Source organism: Fundidesulfovibrio sp. YSD1 (assembly GCF_055397115.1).
Genome location: NZ_AP043666.1, coordinates 1,116,519 through 1,131,262, shown reverse-complemented (window position 1 = coordinate 1,131,262; position 14,744 = coordinate 1,116,519). Strand labels below are relative to the sequence as shown.

The window sequence follows — 14,744 nt, the reverse complement described above, 5'->3', positions numbered from 1 at the left end:
GCCGGCGGGCGCTTTGCGCTCGCCGGCCGTTTTGATTCCCGGGGACTGGCCCGTCGGGTGACGGGATGGCCCGGCAAGAATCCGGCGCCTGCCTCGCCCGGTCCGCGAGGCAGCCTGACGACACGCAACAGGAGGACCCATGCGACCCTCCCGCCCAGTCCTTATCGCGCTTCTGTCCTCCCTGGCGCTCGCCGCCAGCGTCCTTCTCCCTCTTTCGCCCACGGCGGCCCAGCAAGCTCAGCAAATCTATCACGGCAACGTGCGCTCGCACATCTATCACCGGCAGGGCTGCCGGTATTTCGATTGCGCCATGTGCACGGCGGTCTTCCAGACCAGGCAGGCCGCCGAGGCGGCCGGATACAGAGGGTGCAAGGTGTGCAGGCCCTGAGCGGGCCTGGGCTTCCTTACCCGCCGCGCTGTCCGGCAATTCCGGATCGGCAGGCTTTTCCCGGCCATAATCAGTTTCCCTCGGTGTTATGGTATTCAAAAAAGCCATTGCATTTTGAGGTTTTGACAGAGAAATCGGATGGCTTTCGCCCGGTCTATGTAAAGGAATCCGGCAAGCCAAGACCAATTGGAAACAATGCCGACATTGAAAGGCATTGAAGTCCTGCGATATTGATACGTTAACATTGGCATGGCGCTTGCTTTGGCAGGCTGATGCCGAATATCGCACGAACGATTCCGGAGGAACCAATGAAGCTCGTTGCATCGCTCATCATATCCGCAGTCTTCTTCGCCACCACCGCCAACGCAGGCCCTGTGGCGTTCGGCGACACCGCCAACATCTGGCCCGGCCTGGCCAAGGTGGCCGAGATGCCCACTAAGGACCAGAACGGCGTGCCCGACCTGACCGGCGGAGCTTTCCTCTACACCGGGCACACCCTCACGGGCATCGTGCTCGACTACTACAACACCCAGTGGAACAACAAAAACAACGACTCCATGTGGAACTCGCTCAAGCCCGGCGACTGGTTCTTCGACTTCGGCAACGACAACCACTGGGATTACATCATTCATTTCAACGGTTCGCAGTGGGGCCTCTATGAGGTCAACGACAAGACGAATTCGAAGTTCGTCTACGGCATCGAGGTGAACACCCTGAGCCAGCTCAAGAGCGTCTACGGCAACTACTTCATGGACGGCACCAGTTCCATGGGCAACAACACCTCGGACCGTGACAGGCATCCCCAGTACATCAAGACCATGAGCGGCCTGACCCTGGTCGACACCCTGGACTTCGACGGCTGGGACACCATCGACCGCAAGTACGCGAACAAGAACGAGATGACCGGTTACAAGTACGGCTCGTCCGAATGGAGCGGGTTCGCCATCGACCTTAGCGCCCTTTCCGGCGAGGCGTTCACTTACGCCTTCACCATGACCTGCGCCAACGACGTGCTCTTCGGTCAGTCCATGGTGCCCACGCCCGAGCCCGCGTCCATGCTGCTCATGGGAGTGGGAGCCCTGGGCGCGGCGGCGATGCGCCGCAGGATGAAGCGCTCCTGAGTGCGGGCGTGCCCGAAAAAGCGAAAAGGCCTCCTTCGGGAGGCCTTTTTTGCGTCCGGGCAGTAAACAAGACCTGAAAAGGCTGAAATGCCTGGCGCAAGCGTTGCTCCACAAGCCTGTGAATTCCTGCTACCGTTTTCCATCCTGCCGTCCGGAAGGGCCGAGGCCGGGCAGGGCTTGCCGATTCAATACCCGGCGCAGCGGAGCATCGCATGCACATCTTCCGACTTACGAGCCTTTGCATAATCCTGGCGCTCTTCATGCCGGGTTTGGGCCGCGCCCTGACCGTGGTCACCGAGCAGTCCCCGCCGGCGGTGCTGGTGGTGGACGGCAAACCCGCGGGGGTGGGGGTGGAGATCGTGCGTGAAATCCAGAGGCGCGCGGGCGACGGCTCCCCCATCGAGGTGCTGCCCTGGGCGCGCGCCTACGCCATGGCCCAAGAAATGCCCGACGTCGTCATCTTCTGCATCTCAAGGACAGAGGAACGCGAGGGCCTCTTCGAGTGGGTCGGGCCGATCTTTCGCATCCAGTGGCTGTTCGTGGGCATAGAGGGCAAGGCCCCACGCCTCGCCAGCCTGGAAGAGGCGAGGGGGGTGCGCGCGATCGGTACCTACAAGGACGACGCCCGCGAGGAGTACCTCCTCTCCAGGGGCTTCACCAACCTGGACAGCGCCCCCGACCCCTACACGAACATCAGGAAGCTCCTGTCCGGCCGGGTGGACCTGATCGTGACCACCAGCATGGGCTTCGAGGTCATGAAAGCCATGGACGACGCGCGCCAGGCCCCGCTCGGCAAGGTCTTCGCCTTCAACACCATGGACCTCTACGTAGCCTTCTCCAAGGGATCCGACCCGGTCACGGTGGACGCCTGGCGCAAGGCTTTCGCCGGGATGCGGGCCGACGGGACCACCAGGGCGATCTACGCCCGCTTCCTGCCCGGCGAATCGCCGCCCGAATAACGCCTCCTCCTTCTTTCCCGCATGGCCCGTGCCCCCGGCGCAAAAGAAAACGGCCGGGACTTTCGTCCCGGCCGCCTGGCGTAGTCCGGCAGGGCTACTAGAACTTGTACTGCAGGCCGAAGGCGACCTTGAAGGCGTCGCCGTTCTTGGCTTCGTTCACGAAGCGGCGGCCCCACACGGAGCGCTCGAACTCGCCGTGCGACCAGCCGGCTTCCACGATGGCAGCCAGGTTCTCGTAGATGTTGTACTGGTGATCGAAGTTGATGGCGATCACGTACTCGTTGGTGGTCAGGTCGCGACCCATCTGCACGTAGTTGCCCACGCCGACCAGGGCGTTGGCGTTGCGCAGGGCGCGGGGGGAGTTGGTGCCGCGAGCGTAGCTGAAGGTCAGGCGGTGGGTCAGGTCCTGAACGAAGGAGATCTTGTTCAGGGAGAACACGAAGCCCCAGGCGCCGATGGGGTTCACGCCCATGAAGCCGCGGGTGTAGGCCTGCGAACCGTCGAACAGGAAGGAGGTCGAGGGATCCCAGTAACCCATGACGGAGGGCAGACGCTCGGAACCGTTGCGGGTGGAGTCGTCTTCACCGGTGGAGTACCAGAAGGTCAGCTGGGGGGTCAGCATGTCGAAGCCGGTGTACTCGGCGGCGACGTCGAAGAAGAAGCCGGCGCGGCGGTTCTTGCCGCGGTCGGCGCCGTTGCCCTCGCCGTACACGACGTCGGCGTAGAACTTGAAGGGGTCAAGGGCGGTGACGGCGAAGGAGCTGCCGACCCACCAGTAAACGTTGTGGTGGTTCCGCCAGTTGGCCGGAGCCAGGAAGTTGCCGGCGGAGAGCAGGTTGGAGGCCAGGGTGGCGCCGGCGTTGCCAGCGGCGGTGTTGTAGTTGGCGAAGTCGCCGGCCACGGCGATCATGGCCCAGGGAGTGGCCTTGAAGCCGTCCAGGGTGATGGGCAGGGCCAGGACGTAAGCGTCGAACTCGTCAGCACGCTGGGTGGTGGTGGTGTCGAAGTCGCGGTTGGTGTCCAGCAGGCGGGTGAAGGCCGCGATGATCTTGAACTGATCCACCACGGGGATGGACACCACGGCGGCGGCGCTACGGGAGCCGCCGAACACCACGTTGGCGTTCATCATGGCGTCGGAGGACACGGGCAGACCCCAGTCCTGCATGCCGATGGTGAACTCCACGTCGGTGCCGGGCCACTTGAACTGCAGGTAGGCCTGGTAGACGTCGATGGCGACGGCCGGGTTGTCCACGGTGTAGGTGCCGTTACCCCAGGGGGTGTTGTTGGCGCGGATGCCGAAGCGGAACTTCAGGCCTTCGTTGGCGATGAAGTCGGTGCGGAGGCGGAAGCGCTCCCAGATGGTGAAGGTGTCGTTGGTGCGGGTGCCGGTGCCGTTCCAGCCGGTGTAGTTCTGCTTGTTGAAGAACGTGGCGTGGATACGGGCGTCGCCGGTCATCTTGACCTCGGTGGCGGCGGAGGCGATGGCCACACAGCCGAACACCATGGCGAGGGCGAGAGCCAGGGTGAAACGTTTCATTTCCTTACTCCTTTTGCTTTCCACATTGGTTTGCCGGACGAGCCATACCAGGGCGGAACGCGAACGTTCCGGTAAAGTTTTTTGTACTGTTTGCGGGGCGAAAGATATTAGAATCTTATAAGGCAAATCTAATTGATCGTGTTTTTTGGGCGATGCCGCGAGTTTCCCGAGAAGCCCGTGCCCCCGCGCGCAAAAGAAAACGGCCGGGACTTTCGTCCCGGCCGCCTGGCGTAGTCCGGCAAGTGCTACTAGAACTTGTACTGCAGGCCGAAGGCGACCTTGAAGGCGTCGCCGTTCTTGGCTTCGTTCACGAAGCGGCGGCCCCACACGGAGCTCTGGAACTCGCCGTGCGACCAACCGGCTTCCACGATGGCAGCCAGGTTCTCGTAGATGTTGTACTGGTGATCGAAGTTGATGGCGATCACGTACTCGTTGGTGGTCAGGTCGCGACCCATCTGCACGTAGTTGCCCACGCCGGCCAGGGCGTTGGCGTTGCGCAGGGCGCGGGGGGAGTTGGTGCCGCGAGCGTAGCTGAAGGTCAGGCGGTGGGTCAGGTCCTGAATGAAGGAGATCTTATTCAGGGAGAACACGAAGCCCCAGGCGCCGATGGGGTTCACGCCCATGAAGCCGCGGGTGTAGGCCTGCGAACCGTCGAACAGGAAGGAGGTCGAGGGATCCCAGTAACCCATGACGGAGGGCAGACGCTCGGAACCGTTGCGGGTGGAGTCGTCTTCACCGGTGGAGTACCAGAAGGTCAGCTGGGGGGTCAGCATGTCGAAGCCGGTGTACTCGGCGGCGACGTCGAAGAAGAAGCCGGCGCGGCGGTTCTTGCCGCGGTCGGCGCCGTTGCCCTCGCCGTACACGACGTCGGCGTAGAACTTGAAGGGATCAAGGGCGGTGACGGCGAAGGAGCTGCCGACCCACCAGTACACGTTGTGGTGGTTCCTCCAGCCGGCGGGGGCCAGGAAGGTGCCGGCGGAGAGCAGGTTGGTGGCCAGGGTGGCGCCAGCGTTGCCAGCGGCGGTGTTGTAGTTGGCGGAGTCACCGGCAACGGCGATCATGCCCCAGGGGGTGGCGGCGAAGCCATCCAGGGTGATGGGCAGGGCCAGCACGTAAGCGTCGAACTCGTCAGCACGCTGGGTGGTGGTGGGGTCGAAGTCGCGGTTGCTGTCCAGCAGGCGGGTGAAGGCCGCGATGATCTTGAACTGATCCACCACGGGGATGGACACCACGGCGGCGGCGGTACGGGAGCCGCCGAACACCACGTTGGCGTTCATCATGGCGTCGGAGGACACGGGCAGACCCCAGTCCTGCATGCCGATGGTGAACTCCACGTCGGTGCCGGGCCACTTGAACTGCAGGTAGGCCTGGTAGACGTCGATGGCGACGGCCGGGTTGTCCACGGTGTAGGTGCCGTTACCCCAGGGGGTGTTGTTGGCGCGGATGCCGAAGCGGAACTTCAGGCCTTCGTTGGCGATGAAGTCGGTGCGGAGGCGGAAGCGCTCCCAGATGGTGAAGGTGTCGTTGGTGCGGGTGCCGGTGCCGTTCCAGCCGGTGTAGTTCTGCTTGTTGAAGAACGTACCGTGGATACGGGCGTCGCCGGTCATCTTGACCTCGGTGGCGGCGGAGGCGATGGCCACGCAGCCGAACACCATGGCGATGACGAGAGCCAGGGTAAAGCGTTTCATTTCCTTTCTCCTTTTGCTTTCAACGAGATTGCCGGACGTTTCCGGGAGGGGGGAACTTACCAGGGAACCCCTTTCCCGATTTGCCATGACCGCCTTCTACTCCCCTTGAAAATGGTCCGCAAGGAAAAAACGCTGTTTTTTTGACCGGAGTAAAATTTTTTTTACGGTTCAAAAGTTTGTATCCGTGCGTGTCGGAGGGGCCGGAGCCCTCGAGGACACACGCTCCCGGCGGGGACGCCGCCCTCAGCCCGCCAGGGTGACCCTGTTCATGGGCTCGCGCCGCGGGTCGCTGAACCAGGAGAAATAGTCCGTCGCGGCCTGCCTGCCGGTCTCGAGCAGCAGCTTGACCGTGGCGTCGGGAAGGGAGAAGTCGGTGGCGCGCACCCCGTGGGCCTCGATGAACACGGTGCGCTGCCAGTCGGGGTGGTTGAGGTACGCGCTGGTTGCGTTGTCGGTCATGAGCCCGATCATGGCCTTGAGGTAGTGCGAGAAGCCCGAGATCCCCCTGGGCTGGCCCGTCTCCTCGTGCTGCGCGCCGGGCTTGCGCGTCTCGACCATGAACCCAAGGGTCTCCTTGTTGTAGATGCGCCTGCGGGTGTGGTCAGAGGCGTGGCTGATCATCTCGTAGAGCCGGTGGTCGTCCGGGCGGCTCAGCCATTTGACGTCGTCGTAGTAGTTGAGGGGGTAGTTCCAGATGAGGCCCCCGTCCGCGTAGACGTCGCCGTCCGCGGCCCGGGGCGCGGCGAAGAGGAAGGGGATGCTCATGGAGGCCCGGAGCGCCTCCCACACCGGCGTGTGCGGGGTGCGCGTCGAGTCGAACACCTGGGGGCACTGGTGGGTGACGTTGGTGGCGATGACCGTGAGCTGCTTGAAGCGCGCGGGGTTGCGGGCGTGCAGGCGGTCCAGGTCCGCGAAGGTCAGCCCGTGCACGCCCGAGAGCATCTCGGTGTGACGCTTCATCCACAGGGAGAGGCGCTTGCCCGGGAACCAGCCGTAGTCCTGGATCAGGCGTTGCAGGTCGCGCACGGGCCAGGCCGAGCCGTCCAGGAGCCCTCCCAGGAAGCGGCTGGTCATGGCCTCGGCCAGGAACTCGGCCCGCCCTCCCAGGGCGACGTGCGCGGCCATGATCGCTCCGGACGACGTGCCGCAGGTGCGCTGCACGCCCCCCAGAAGCCCCATCTCCTCGATGGCGGAGATGGCCCCGATGTAGGCGATGCCCTTGACGCCTCCGCCCTTGAAGACCAGGTTCTTGAATTGCGTCCGCATGAGCGCCTCCACGATCCGAAGGACCACTGCGGCCTGCGTGCGCGGCCGGGCAATCGGAAAGGCTTCGTTCGCGGCGGCCGGGAAGGATGCCCGGAAAGGCGTCGCCGCCTCTGGCTGCCGGCCCCCGAAAGGCGGGAGGGGCCGGGCGCGCGGCCCGCCCGGGACGCCCATTCCTTATATAAGGAAGGACGCCCGGGAGGCCGGAAAAGGGGAAGCGCTACTGCGCGCCGCCGGTGAGCTCGATCAGTTCGGCCTGCTTGGGGTGCTCGCCCAGCCAGCTCACCTTGCCGGACTGGATGTCGTAGATCGCGCCCACGACCTTGACCTGCTTGGACTTGACCAGCCCGCGCATGATCGGGCTCTGCTTGAACAGGTCCTCCACGGACTGCCAGGTGTTGGCTTCGATGGCCTTGGCCGCCAGTTCGTTCTTGGGCAGGTTGGGGTTCTCGGCCTTGACCTTGGTCACGGGCGGGACGATGCCCGCCACCAGGGCGGGGATGTTGCCGTGAACCTGATCGCCGTTGACCACGGCGGTCACCGCGCCGCATTGGGTGTGGCCCAGGACCACCACCAGGTTGGTGCCCAGGTGGTCCGCGCCGTACTCGATGGTGCCGGCCTGGTCGAAGTGGGTCACGTTGCCGGCCACGCGGGTGACGAAGAGGTCGCCCACGCCCGCGTCGAAGACGAGCTCCAGCGGGACGCGGCTGTCGGCGCAACCGAGGATGATGGCGTAGGGCTTCTGGCCTTCCTTGGCGGTCATGGCGCGGCGGAAGGGGTCCTGGTCGGGGTGGATCATCTTGGAGGCGACGAAACGCTCGTTGCCGCGTTTGAGGCGTTCCAGGGCCTGATCCGGGGTCAGGGTCGCCTTGGGCGCGGACGCGAAAGCGGCCGCGGCGCACAGGAAAAGGGCGGACAGCGAAAGGGCCAGAAGTCTTCTCATGAAATTCTCCTTCGGTCGTTTCTCAGTCTTTACGAATGATTGCAGCATGATCGCCAGAAAGTCAAACCCTTGGCGGAAGCTCCTTGCACCAAGGCGACCATTTCATGATATACACGCTTCGCGGCGGAACGAAACCGTTTCGTTTCGGGGAGGTACGGATGGCATGGAAGTTGCTGTCAAAGCTGCATGAAGCCTTGACCGCGCAACCCTCGCGCGCCGCTTGCGGCGGCGAGGTGACCTTGACCGCCTGCGTCCTGGAGGGTGTGGACCCGGCCGGGCCGAAGGTCTCGCGCGGCGAGGAGTTCATGCTGGAAACGCGCGGCGACAGTGTGGCCGTGACCGGCCGAAAGGGGCTGGTGGGGTTCATCCCCGCGCCGGAAGCATCGCGAATCGCGGGGCTTCTGCGCCAGGGCGCCAGTGTTGGGTGCCGCGTTGTCCAGGATGGCAAGGGCTCCGACTTGGTACGCGTCCGGATACATATCAGGATTTAAACTTGCTTCCGGCGCTTCTCGTGGCTATTCAAGGCCCACCCGGGCTCTCCGCGCGGCGCGCTCCGTGCTTCCCCGGGGAACATCAGTAGTAGTTGAGGCAACCTGCAGATGAACGACATGAGAGAAAACGACTGGCTGTTCCGGAGGCAGTACGAGGCGGTGCAGAGAGAGCACCCCGAGTGGCCCGAGGACAAGAAGGTCTGGGTCGCCAGGCGCAGGGTCTTCTGGACCAAGAAGCTCCTGGGTCTCGACGCCGGACTGGCCGCCTAGCCGTCCCCCCGACCGTCCCGCGCCGCCGCCCTTCCCGGGCGGCGGCCGCGTCTCGCCCTTACTTGACGGGCGCCTCCCCCTTCTTGCCTTTGCCCTCGATGATCCCCTGCACCACCACGTAGAACACCGGCACCACCAGCACGGCCAGCACCGTGGAGGCGATCATGCCGCCGAACACGGCCGTGCCCACGGCCCGCTGGCTGGCCCCGCCCGCGCCCGAGGCCGTGAGCAGGGGCACCACGCCCAGGATGAAGGCGAAGCTCGTCATCAGGATGGGCCTGAAGCGAAGCCTTGCCGCCTCCACCGCCGCGTCCCTGATGGACTTGCCCCCCATGCGCAGCTCGCGCGCGAATTCCACGATGAGGATCGCGTTCTTGGACGCCAGGGCGATCAGCAGCACCACGCCGATCTGGGTGTAGAGGTTGTTCTCCATGCCCCTTATGGTCACGGCCACGGCCGTGCCCAGAAGCGCCAGCGGCACCACCAGGATCACCGACGTGGGCAAGAACCAGCTCTCGTACTGGGCCGCCAGCACCAGGAAGACGAGCGTCACGGCCAGCAGGAACACGTAGTAGGCCTCGTTGCCCACCCGTTTCTCCTGGTAGCTCATGCTGCTCCATTCAAAGCCCATGGACGCGGGCAGTTTGTCCTTGGCCATCTCCTCCATGAGCTTGAGCGCCTCGCCCGAGCTGAAGCCCGGCGCGGCTCCGCCGTAGATGGAGGCCCCGGTGTAGAGGTTGTAGCGCGTGAGGATGGGCGTGCCCAGGATGTCCTTCACGGAGACCATGGCCCCGAGCGGCACCATCTTGCCCTGGGCGTTGGGGGTCTCCAGCCTGCGGATGTCGTCGGCCTTGAGCCTGAAAGCGGACTCGGCCTGCACGCGCACCTGGTAGACGCGCCCGAAGATGTTGAAGTCGTTGACGTAGGCCGAGCCCAGGTAGGTCTGCAACGTGTTGAACAAGTTGGGGATCTGCACGCCGTAGGTCATGGCCTGGGTGCGGTTCACGTCCGCCCAGACCTGGGGCGTGGAGGCGTTGTACGTGGCCGAGAGCCCGGCCAGGCCGGACTGGGCGCGCCCCGCCGCGATCATGTCGCGCACGGCCTGCTCCAGCGCCCTGGTGCCCAGGTTGCCCTTGTCCTGCACCACCATCTCGAAGCCGCCGGACTGGCCCAGGCCCTGGATGGCCGGGGGGATGAACACGAAGGCCATGGCTTCCTGGAACTGGGCCAGTTCCCGCTGGATGTTGGCCACGATGGCGGCCTGCGTCTCGTCCTTGCCGCGCTTGCTCCAGTCCTTGTAGATCACGAAGCAGGCCACGGCGTTGGCCTGGTTGGAGTTGTCCAGGATGGACATGCCGCCGAACGTGACCCAGTCGGCCACGCCCGGGGTCTTGCCGATGACCTCGTTGACCTTGTCCACGTACTGCTCCGTGCGCGCGAGCGAAGCGCCGGGCGGCAGCTGGGCGCTGACGATGCAGTAGCCCTGGTCCTCCTCGGGCAAAAAGCCCGTGGGCAGGTTGGCGAAGAACCACGCCGTGGCCGCGATGAGCCCGGCGTAGACGATCATCATGACCTTGGCGTGCCCGGTGGTGAAGTGCACGCAGCGCTCGTAGAAGTGCTCCACCTTCTGGTAGACGGCGTTGAAGCCCCGGAAGAAGGCCCCCGGCGGGGTGGTGCGGGGCCTCAGCCACAGCGCGCACTGCGTGGGCTTGAGCGTGGCCGCGTTGATGGCCGAGATCACGGCCGTGGAGGCGATGACCAGGGCGAACTGGCGGTAGAGTTGGCCGGAGATGCCGGGCAGGAAGGCCGTGGGCACGAACACGGCCGTGAGCACCAGGGTGATGCCGATGATCGGGCCGAACAGTTCGGCCATGGCCTGCACGGCGGCGTCGTGGGAGTTCTTGCCGTGCTCCATGTGGTGCATGGCCCCTTCCACCACGATGATGGCGTCGTCCACCACGATGCCGATGGCCAGGATGATGCCGAAGAGCGTGATCAGGTTCACCGAGAACCCGAACATGGACATGGCCACGAACGCGCCCAGGATCGTCACCGGCACGGTGGTTGCCGGGACCAGCATGGCCCGCCAGTTCTGCAGGAAGAGCATGATGACCACGAGCACCAGCACGGCGGCCTCGAAGAGCGTGTGGTAGACCTGCTCGATGGCCTTGTCCACGAAGCGCGTGGTGTCGAAGGGGATGGAGTATTCGAGCCCGGGCGGGAAGTTGGCCGAGAGCTCGGCCATCTTGACGCGCACCAGCTCCGCCACCTGGAGCGCGTTGGCCCCGGGCAGCAGGTACACGGGGATGCAGGCCGCGGGCTTGCCGTTCTTCTGGCCGAAGAGGCTGTAGGTCTTGGCCCCGAGCTCCACGCGGGCCACGTCCTTGAGGCGCACCACCTTGCCGGACTGGTCGAACTCCGATTTGACGATGATGTCCTCGAACTGCTCCACGTCCTGCAGGCGGCCCTGGGTCTGGATGGTCAGCTGGAAGGGCTGGTCCGACGGGATGGGCGGCTGGCCCAGCTGGCCCGAGGCCACCTGGACGTTCTGGTTGGAGATGGCGTTGACCACGTCCGTGGCCGAGAGGGTGAGCGACTTGAGCTTGCCCGGGTTCAGCCAGACGCGCATGCCGTATTCGTCCGCGCCGACGATGTTCACCGCGCCCACGCCGTTGATGCGCGTGAGCTCGTCCTTGATGTTCAGGATGGCGTAGTTGGAGAGGAAGAGGTCGTCGAAGGCCCCGCTCGGGGATTCGAGGGTGGCCACCAGCAGGATGGCCGTGGACTGCTTCTGGATGGTCAGGCCCTGGCGCTGCACGTCCTGGGGCAGGCGGGGCACGGCGATGTTGGCCCGGTTCTGGACGAGCACGGTGGCGATGTCCAGGTCGGTGCCGACCTCGAAGGTCACGGTGAGGGTGTAGGTGCCGTCCGAGGTGGACTTGGAGGACATGTAGAGCATGTTCTCCACGCCGTTGATCTGTTGCTCCAGCGGAGCCGCGACCGTCTCGGCGATGACCTCGGGGCTCGCGCCCGGGTAGGCCGTGGTCACCTGCACCGTGGGCGGGGTGATCTCCGGGTATTGGGCCACGGGCAGCTTGAGGAGCGCCACGGCCCCGAGAAGCATCATGATGATGGCGATGACGTTGGCCAGGACCGGGCGTTCGATGAAGAATTTGGAGAACATGGCGCGGACCTATTTCTTGGCGTCCTCGGGGGTGACGGCGGCCCCGGGCCTGGCCCGCTGCAACCCGTCCACCACCACGCGCTCGTTGCCGGAGAGCCCCTTGTCGATCACCCGCAGGCCGTTGACGGCCTGGGCCACCACCACGGGAACGGCGGAAACCATGTTCTTGTCGTCCACGGTGAGCACGTAGTGGCCCACCTGCCCGACGCCCACGGCCGTCTCGGGCACGGTGAGGGCGTCCCTGGTCTCCAGGGGCGCGCGCAGGCGCACGAAGAGCCCCGGGAGGATCTTGCCGTCGGGGTTGTCGAACACGCCCCGCAGGAGGATGGTGCCGGTCTGCGGGTCCACGCCCAGGTCGTAGTAGTCGAACTTGCCCTTGACCGGGTAGCCCTGCTGGTCGGAAAGCCCCATTTCCAGGTTGTGGGTGCGGTTCTCGCGCTCGGCCTCCTTGCCCGCGTGCATGCTGATCACGCGCAGGAGGTCGCGCTCGGAGAGGGTGAAGTAGGCGTAGATGGGGTCATCCTTGATCACCGTGGCCAGGGTGGTGGCCTGCCCGCCCGCGCCCACCAGGTTGCCCAGGTCCACCATGCGGCGGCTGACGCGGCCGTCGAAGGGCGCGCTCACCTGGGTGTAGCCGTAGTTTATCTGGGCGATGTCCAGCTGGGCCTTGGCGGCCTCGAGGTCGGCCTTGGCCGAGTCGCGCTCGCGCTGCCACTTGACCACCTCGGTGTCCGGCCCGGCCTTTTCCGCGAAGAGCTTCTGGGCGCGCGCGAACTCCTTCTCCGCCTGGACCAGGCGGGCCTTCTGGGCGTCCACGTCGGCGCGGGCCTTGTCCACCTTGGCCTTGTAGGGCGCGGGCTCGATGACGAAGAGCGGCTGGCCGTTCTTGACCAGCTGGCCGTCGGTGAACTGGATCTTCTGCAGGAAGCCCTCCACGCGCGCGGTCAGGTTCACGGTCTGGACGGCCTGGGTGTTGCCGGTGAATTCGATGTAGTCCACCACGGGCTGGCGCACGGGCTTGGCCACCGTGACCTTGGGCGGCGGGGGCGGGACGTAGGCGTTGCGTCTGTCGCAGGCGGCGGTCAGGGCCAGGGCCAGAACAAGGGCCGCCACGGCGAGGGCCTTGCGCTTCACGGAATGGAGCATGCGGATCGTCCTTCTGGGTGGGCGGCTCGCGGGCCGCGTTCGTTGCCTGTCCTGGCCGCTGCCGGTACGCCTTGGAAAGCCATTAAAAGTCGGGAAGATAACGCCCTGGTCCGGCCTTGGCCGGGTCTTCCTGCCTGGCCGGGCCCTCGTTGATCATGGGCCCCCACCAGGTACGCTTCTTCATCTCGTCCTTGATCTCCGCCGGAACGGGCTGGTCGGGCCGGTTCTCCCAGCCGCCGCCCAGGGCCCGGTACAGGCCGACCATGCCCAGCACGATGTCGCCCTGGGCCACGGCCAGGGCGTCCTGCTGGGTGAGCTGGTCCTGCTGGGCCACGATCACGGTGGTGAAGTCGGTCTTGCCCTCGCGGTACTGGAGGAAGGCCAGCTCGGCCCCGCGCTTGGCGGACTCGGCGGCCAGGGTCAGCTCGGCCGCGCGAGCGCGGTTCTGCTGGAAGTCGGAGAGCCCGTCCTCGGCCTCCTTGAGCGCCGTGAGCACCGCGTTGCGGTAGGAGAGCAGGGACTGCTCGAACTTGGCGTCCTGGAGCCGGACGTTGTTCACGATGCGCCCGTAGTTGAAGAGGTTCCAGGTCACTGACGGGGTGAAGGAAGCGGTGAAGCTCTGGGGCGTGAGGATGTCCGCCAGGGAGAAGGCCCCCACGTTGCTGGAGAGCCAGCCCACGTTGCCCGTGAGCGTGAGCGACGGGAAGAGGTCGGCCTTGGCCACGCCGATGCGCGCGCACTGGGCCGCCGCGTTGAATTCGGCAGCGCGCACGTCCGGGCGGCGGCGCAGCATGTCCGCGGGGATGCCCACGCCGAGCGTTGCAGGGCACACCGGGATGGCCGAGGCCTGTCCCAAAAGGTCCCTCAGGTCCGAGGGCGGCATCCCCAGGAGCGCAGAGAGCGCGTGCCGGGCCTTCTGGAGCGAGTTCGTGAGTTGCGGGATGCGCGCCAGGGTGGATTCGAGCAGGGTCTTGGCCTGCATCACGTCGCGCTCGCTGGTGGCGCCCAGGCGGAAGCGGATGTCGGCGATGTTGAGGGCCTCGCGCTGGAGCCTGGCGTTCTCGTCGGCGATGCGCAGGCGTTCCTCGCTCACGCGGATGAGCACGTAGGTGCTGGCCACGTCCGAGGCCAGGGAGACCAGGGCGTTGTCGTAGTCGGCCACGCTGGCGGCCAGGGCCGCGCCCGAGGACTCCACGGCCCGGCGGTACTTGCCCCAGAAGTCCAGCTCCCAGGCGGCGTTGAACCCGGCGGAGTTCTGCCAGTACTGGAACTGCACGCCCGCCTGCTGGTCCGGCTGCGGGGCCGAGGGGTTGCGGCGGCTGGCGTCGGTGTAGGTGTAGGCCCCGGCGGCCTGCTGGGTCTGCGGGTACATGTTGCCCACCGAGATGCCCAACTGGGCCCGGGCCTCCAGGATGCGCACCCCGGCCACGTGCAGGGGGATGTTCTGGGCGCGCGACAGGGCCACGAGCTTGTCCAGGGCCGGGTCGTTCAGCTGCTTCCACCAGTCCTCGGACACGGGCAGGTCGGAGCGGGCCTGGGAGTACTCGGCCGTGAGCCAGGCGGGCGGGGACGCCGCCGAGGGCTTCATGAAATCCGGACCGACCTTCATGCAGCCGCACAGGAACGTCAGGGCGGCCGCCAGCAGCAGCGGGGGAAGCGTGGTTCGTCTCATTGAGCGTCCGGTTTGCGTAAGAGGTTGGAATTTCCATAGCATGGCAATAGTGGTGCAAGGCAAATGAAATATTCGCGTTCCC

The 14,744-nt window shown here is 65.6% G+C and carries 12 protein-coding genes; 5 read left to right on the top strand and 7 right to left on the bottom strand.

All coding sequences use genetic code 11. The features are described from left to right. Positions 1-139: 139 nt before the first annotated feature. The 3 genes from ACZ5V4_RS05320 to ACZ5V4_RS05310 all read left to right on the top strand — a co-directional run bounded on the left by ACZ5V4_RS05320 (position 140) and on the right by ACZ5V4_RS05310 (position 2,468). Positions 140-388: a sunset domain-containing protein gene (locus ACZ5V4_RS05320; RefSeq protein WP_464317135.1), complete on the top strand. Its 249-nt coding sequence runs from the start codon at positions 140-142 to the stop codon at positions 386-388. A 308-nt stretch (positions 389-696) separates the two neighbouring features. Continuing rightward, positions 697-1,509, top strand: a complete 813-nt coding sequence (locus ACZ5V4_RS05315; RefSeq protein ID WP_464317134.1) for a PEP-CTERM sorting domain-containing protein — start codon at positions 697-699, stop codon at positions 1,507-1,509. A 212-nt stretch (positions 1,510-1,721) separates the two neighbouring features. Continuing rightward, on the top strand, positions 1,722-2,468 hold the full coding sequence (locus tag ACZ5V4_RS05310) for a substrate-binding periplasmic protein (protein ID WP_464317133.1): 747 nt from the start codon (positions 1,722-1,724) through the stop codon (positions 2,466-2,468). A 97-nt stretch (positions 2,469-2,565) separates the two neighbouring features. Here the strand turns inward: ACZ5V4_RS05310 and ACZ5V4_RS05305 are convergent, their stop codons facing one another. The 4 genes from ACZ5V4_RS05305 to ACZ5V4_RS05290 form a co-directional block, all read right to left on the bottom strand. Continuing rightward, the gene (locus tag ACZ5V4_RS05305; protein WP_464317132.1) at positions 2,566-4,005 is read right to left on the bottom strand and encodes an outer membrane homotrimeric porin; all 1,440 of its coding nucleotides are present in this window, start codon (positions 4,003-4,005) and stop codon (positions 2,566-2,568) included. Positions 4,006-4,253: 248 nt separating this feature from the next. Continuing rightward, entirely contained in the window at positions 4,254-5,693 is a 1,440-nt protein-coding gene (locus ACZ5V4_RS05300) for an outer membrane homotrimeric porin (RefSeq protein ID WP_464317131.1), read from the bottom strand. Between the two features lie 243 nt (positions 5,694-5,936). Beyond that, positions 5,937-6,959, bottom strand: a complete 1,023-nt coding sequence (locus ACZ5V4_RS05295; RefSeq protein ID WP_464317130.1) for a patatin-like phospholipase family protein — start codon at positions 6,957-6,959, stop codon at positions 5,937-5,939. Positions 6,960-7,176: 217 nt separating this feature from the next. Beyond that, positions 7,177-7,899 carry a carbonic anhydrase gene (locus tag ACZ5V4_RS05290; RefSeq protein ID WP_464317129.1) on the bottom strand — a complete coding sequence of 241 codons (723 nt, stop codon included), beginning with the start codon at positions 7,897-7,899 and terminating at the stop codon, positions 7,177-7,179. 104 nt (positions 7,900-8,003) lie between these two features. Here ACZ5V4_RS05290 and ACZ5V4_RS05285 point away from each other — a divergent pair, with 104 nt between their 5' ends. Next, the gene (locus ACZ5V4_RS05285) at positions 8,004-8,390 is read left to right on the top strand and encodes a hypothetical protein (protein WP_464317128.1); all 387 of its coding nucleotides are present in this window, start codon (positions 8,004-8,006) and stop codon (positions 8,388-8,390) included. Between the two features lie 108 nt (positions 8,391-8,498). Then, positions 8,499-8,660, top strand: a complete 162-nt coding sequence (locus tag ACZ5V4_RS05280; RefSeq protein ID WP_464317127.1) for a hypothetical protein — start codon at positions 8,499-8,501, stop codon at positions 8,658-8,660. Between the two features lie 58 nt (positions 8,661-8,718). Here the strand turns inward: ACZ5V4_RS05280 and ACZ5V4_RS05275 are convergent, their stop codons facing one another. The 3 genes from ACZ5V4_RS05275 to ACZ5V4_RS05265 all read right to left on the bottom strand — a co-directional run bounded on the left by ACZ5V4_RS05275 (position 8,719) and on the right by ACZ5V4_RS05265 (position 14,662). After that, positions 8,719-11,844, bottom strand: coding sequence for an efflux RND transporter permease subunit (locus tag ACZ5V4_RS05275; RefSeq protein ID WP_464317126.1), 3,126 nt, complete (start codon positions 11,842-11,844; stop codon positions 8,719-8,721). Between the two features lie 9 nt (positions 11,845-11,853). Beyond that, positions 11,854-12,990, bottom strand: coding sequence for an efflux RND transporter periplasmic adaptor subunit (locus tag ACZ5V4_RS05270; RefSeq protein ID WP_464317125.1), 1,137 nt, complete (start codon positions 12,988-12,990; stop codon positions 11,854-11,856). Between the two features lie 82 nt (positions 12,991-13,072). Then, complete coding sequence (locus ACZ5V4_RS05265) at positions 13,073-14,662, bottom strand: efflux transporter outer membrane subunit (protein ID WP_464317124.1); 1,590 nt, start codon at positions 14,660-14,662, stop codon at positions 13,073-13,075. Between the last annotated feature and the right edge of the window lie 82 nt (positions 14,663-14,744).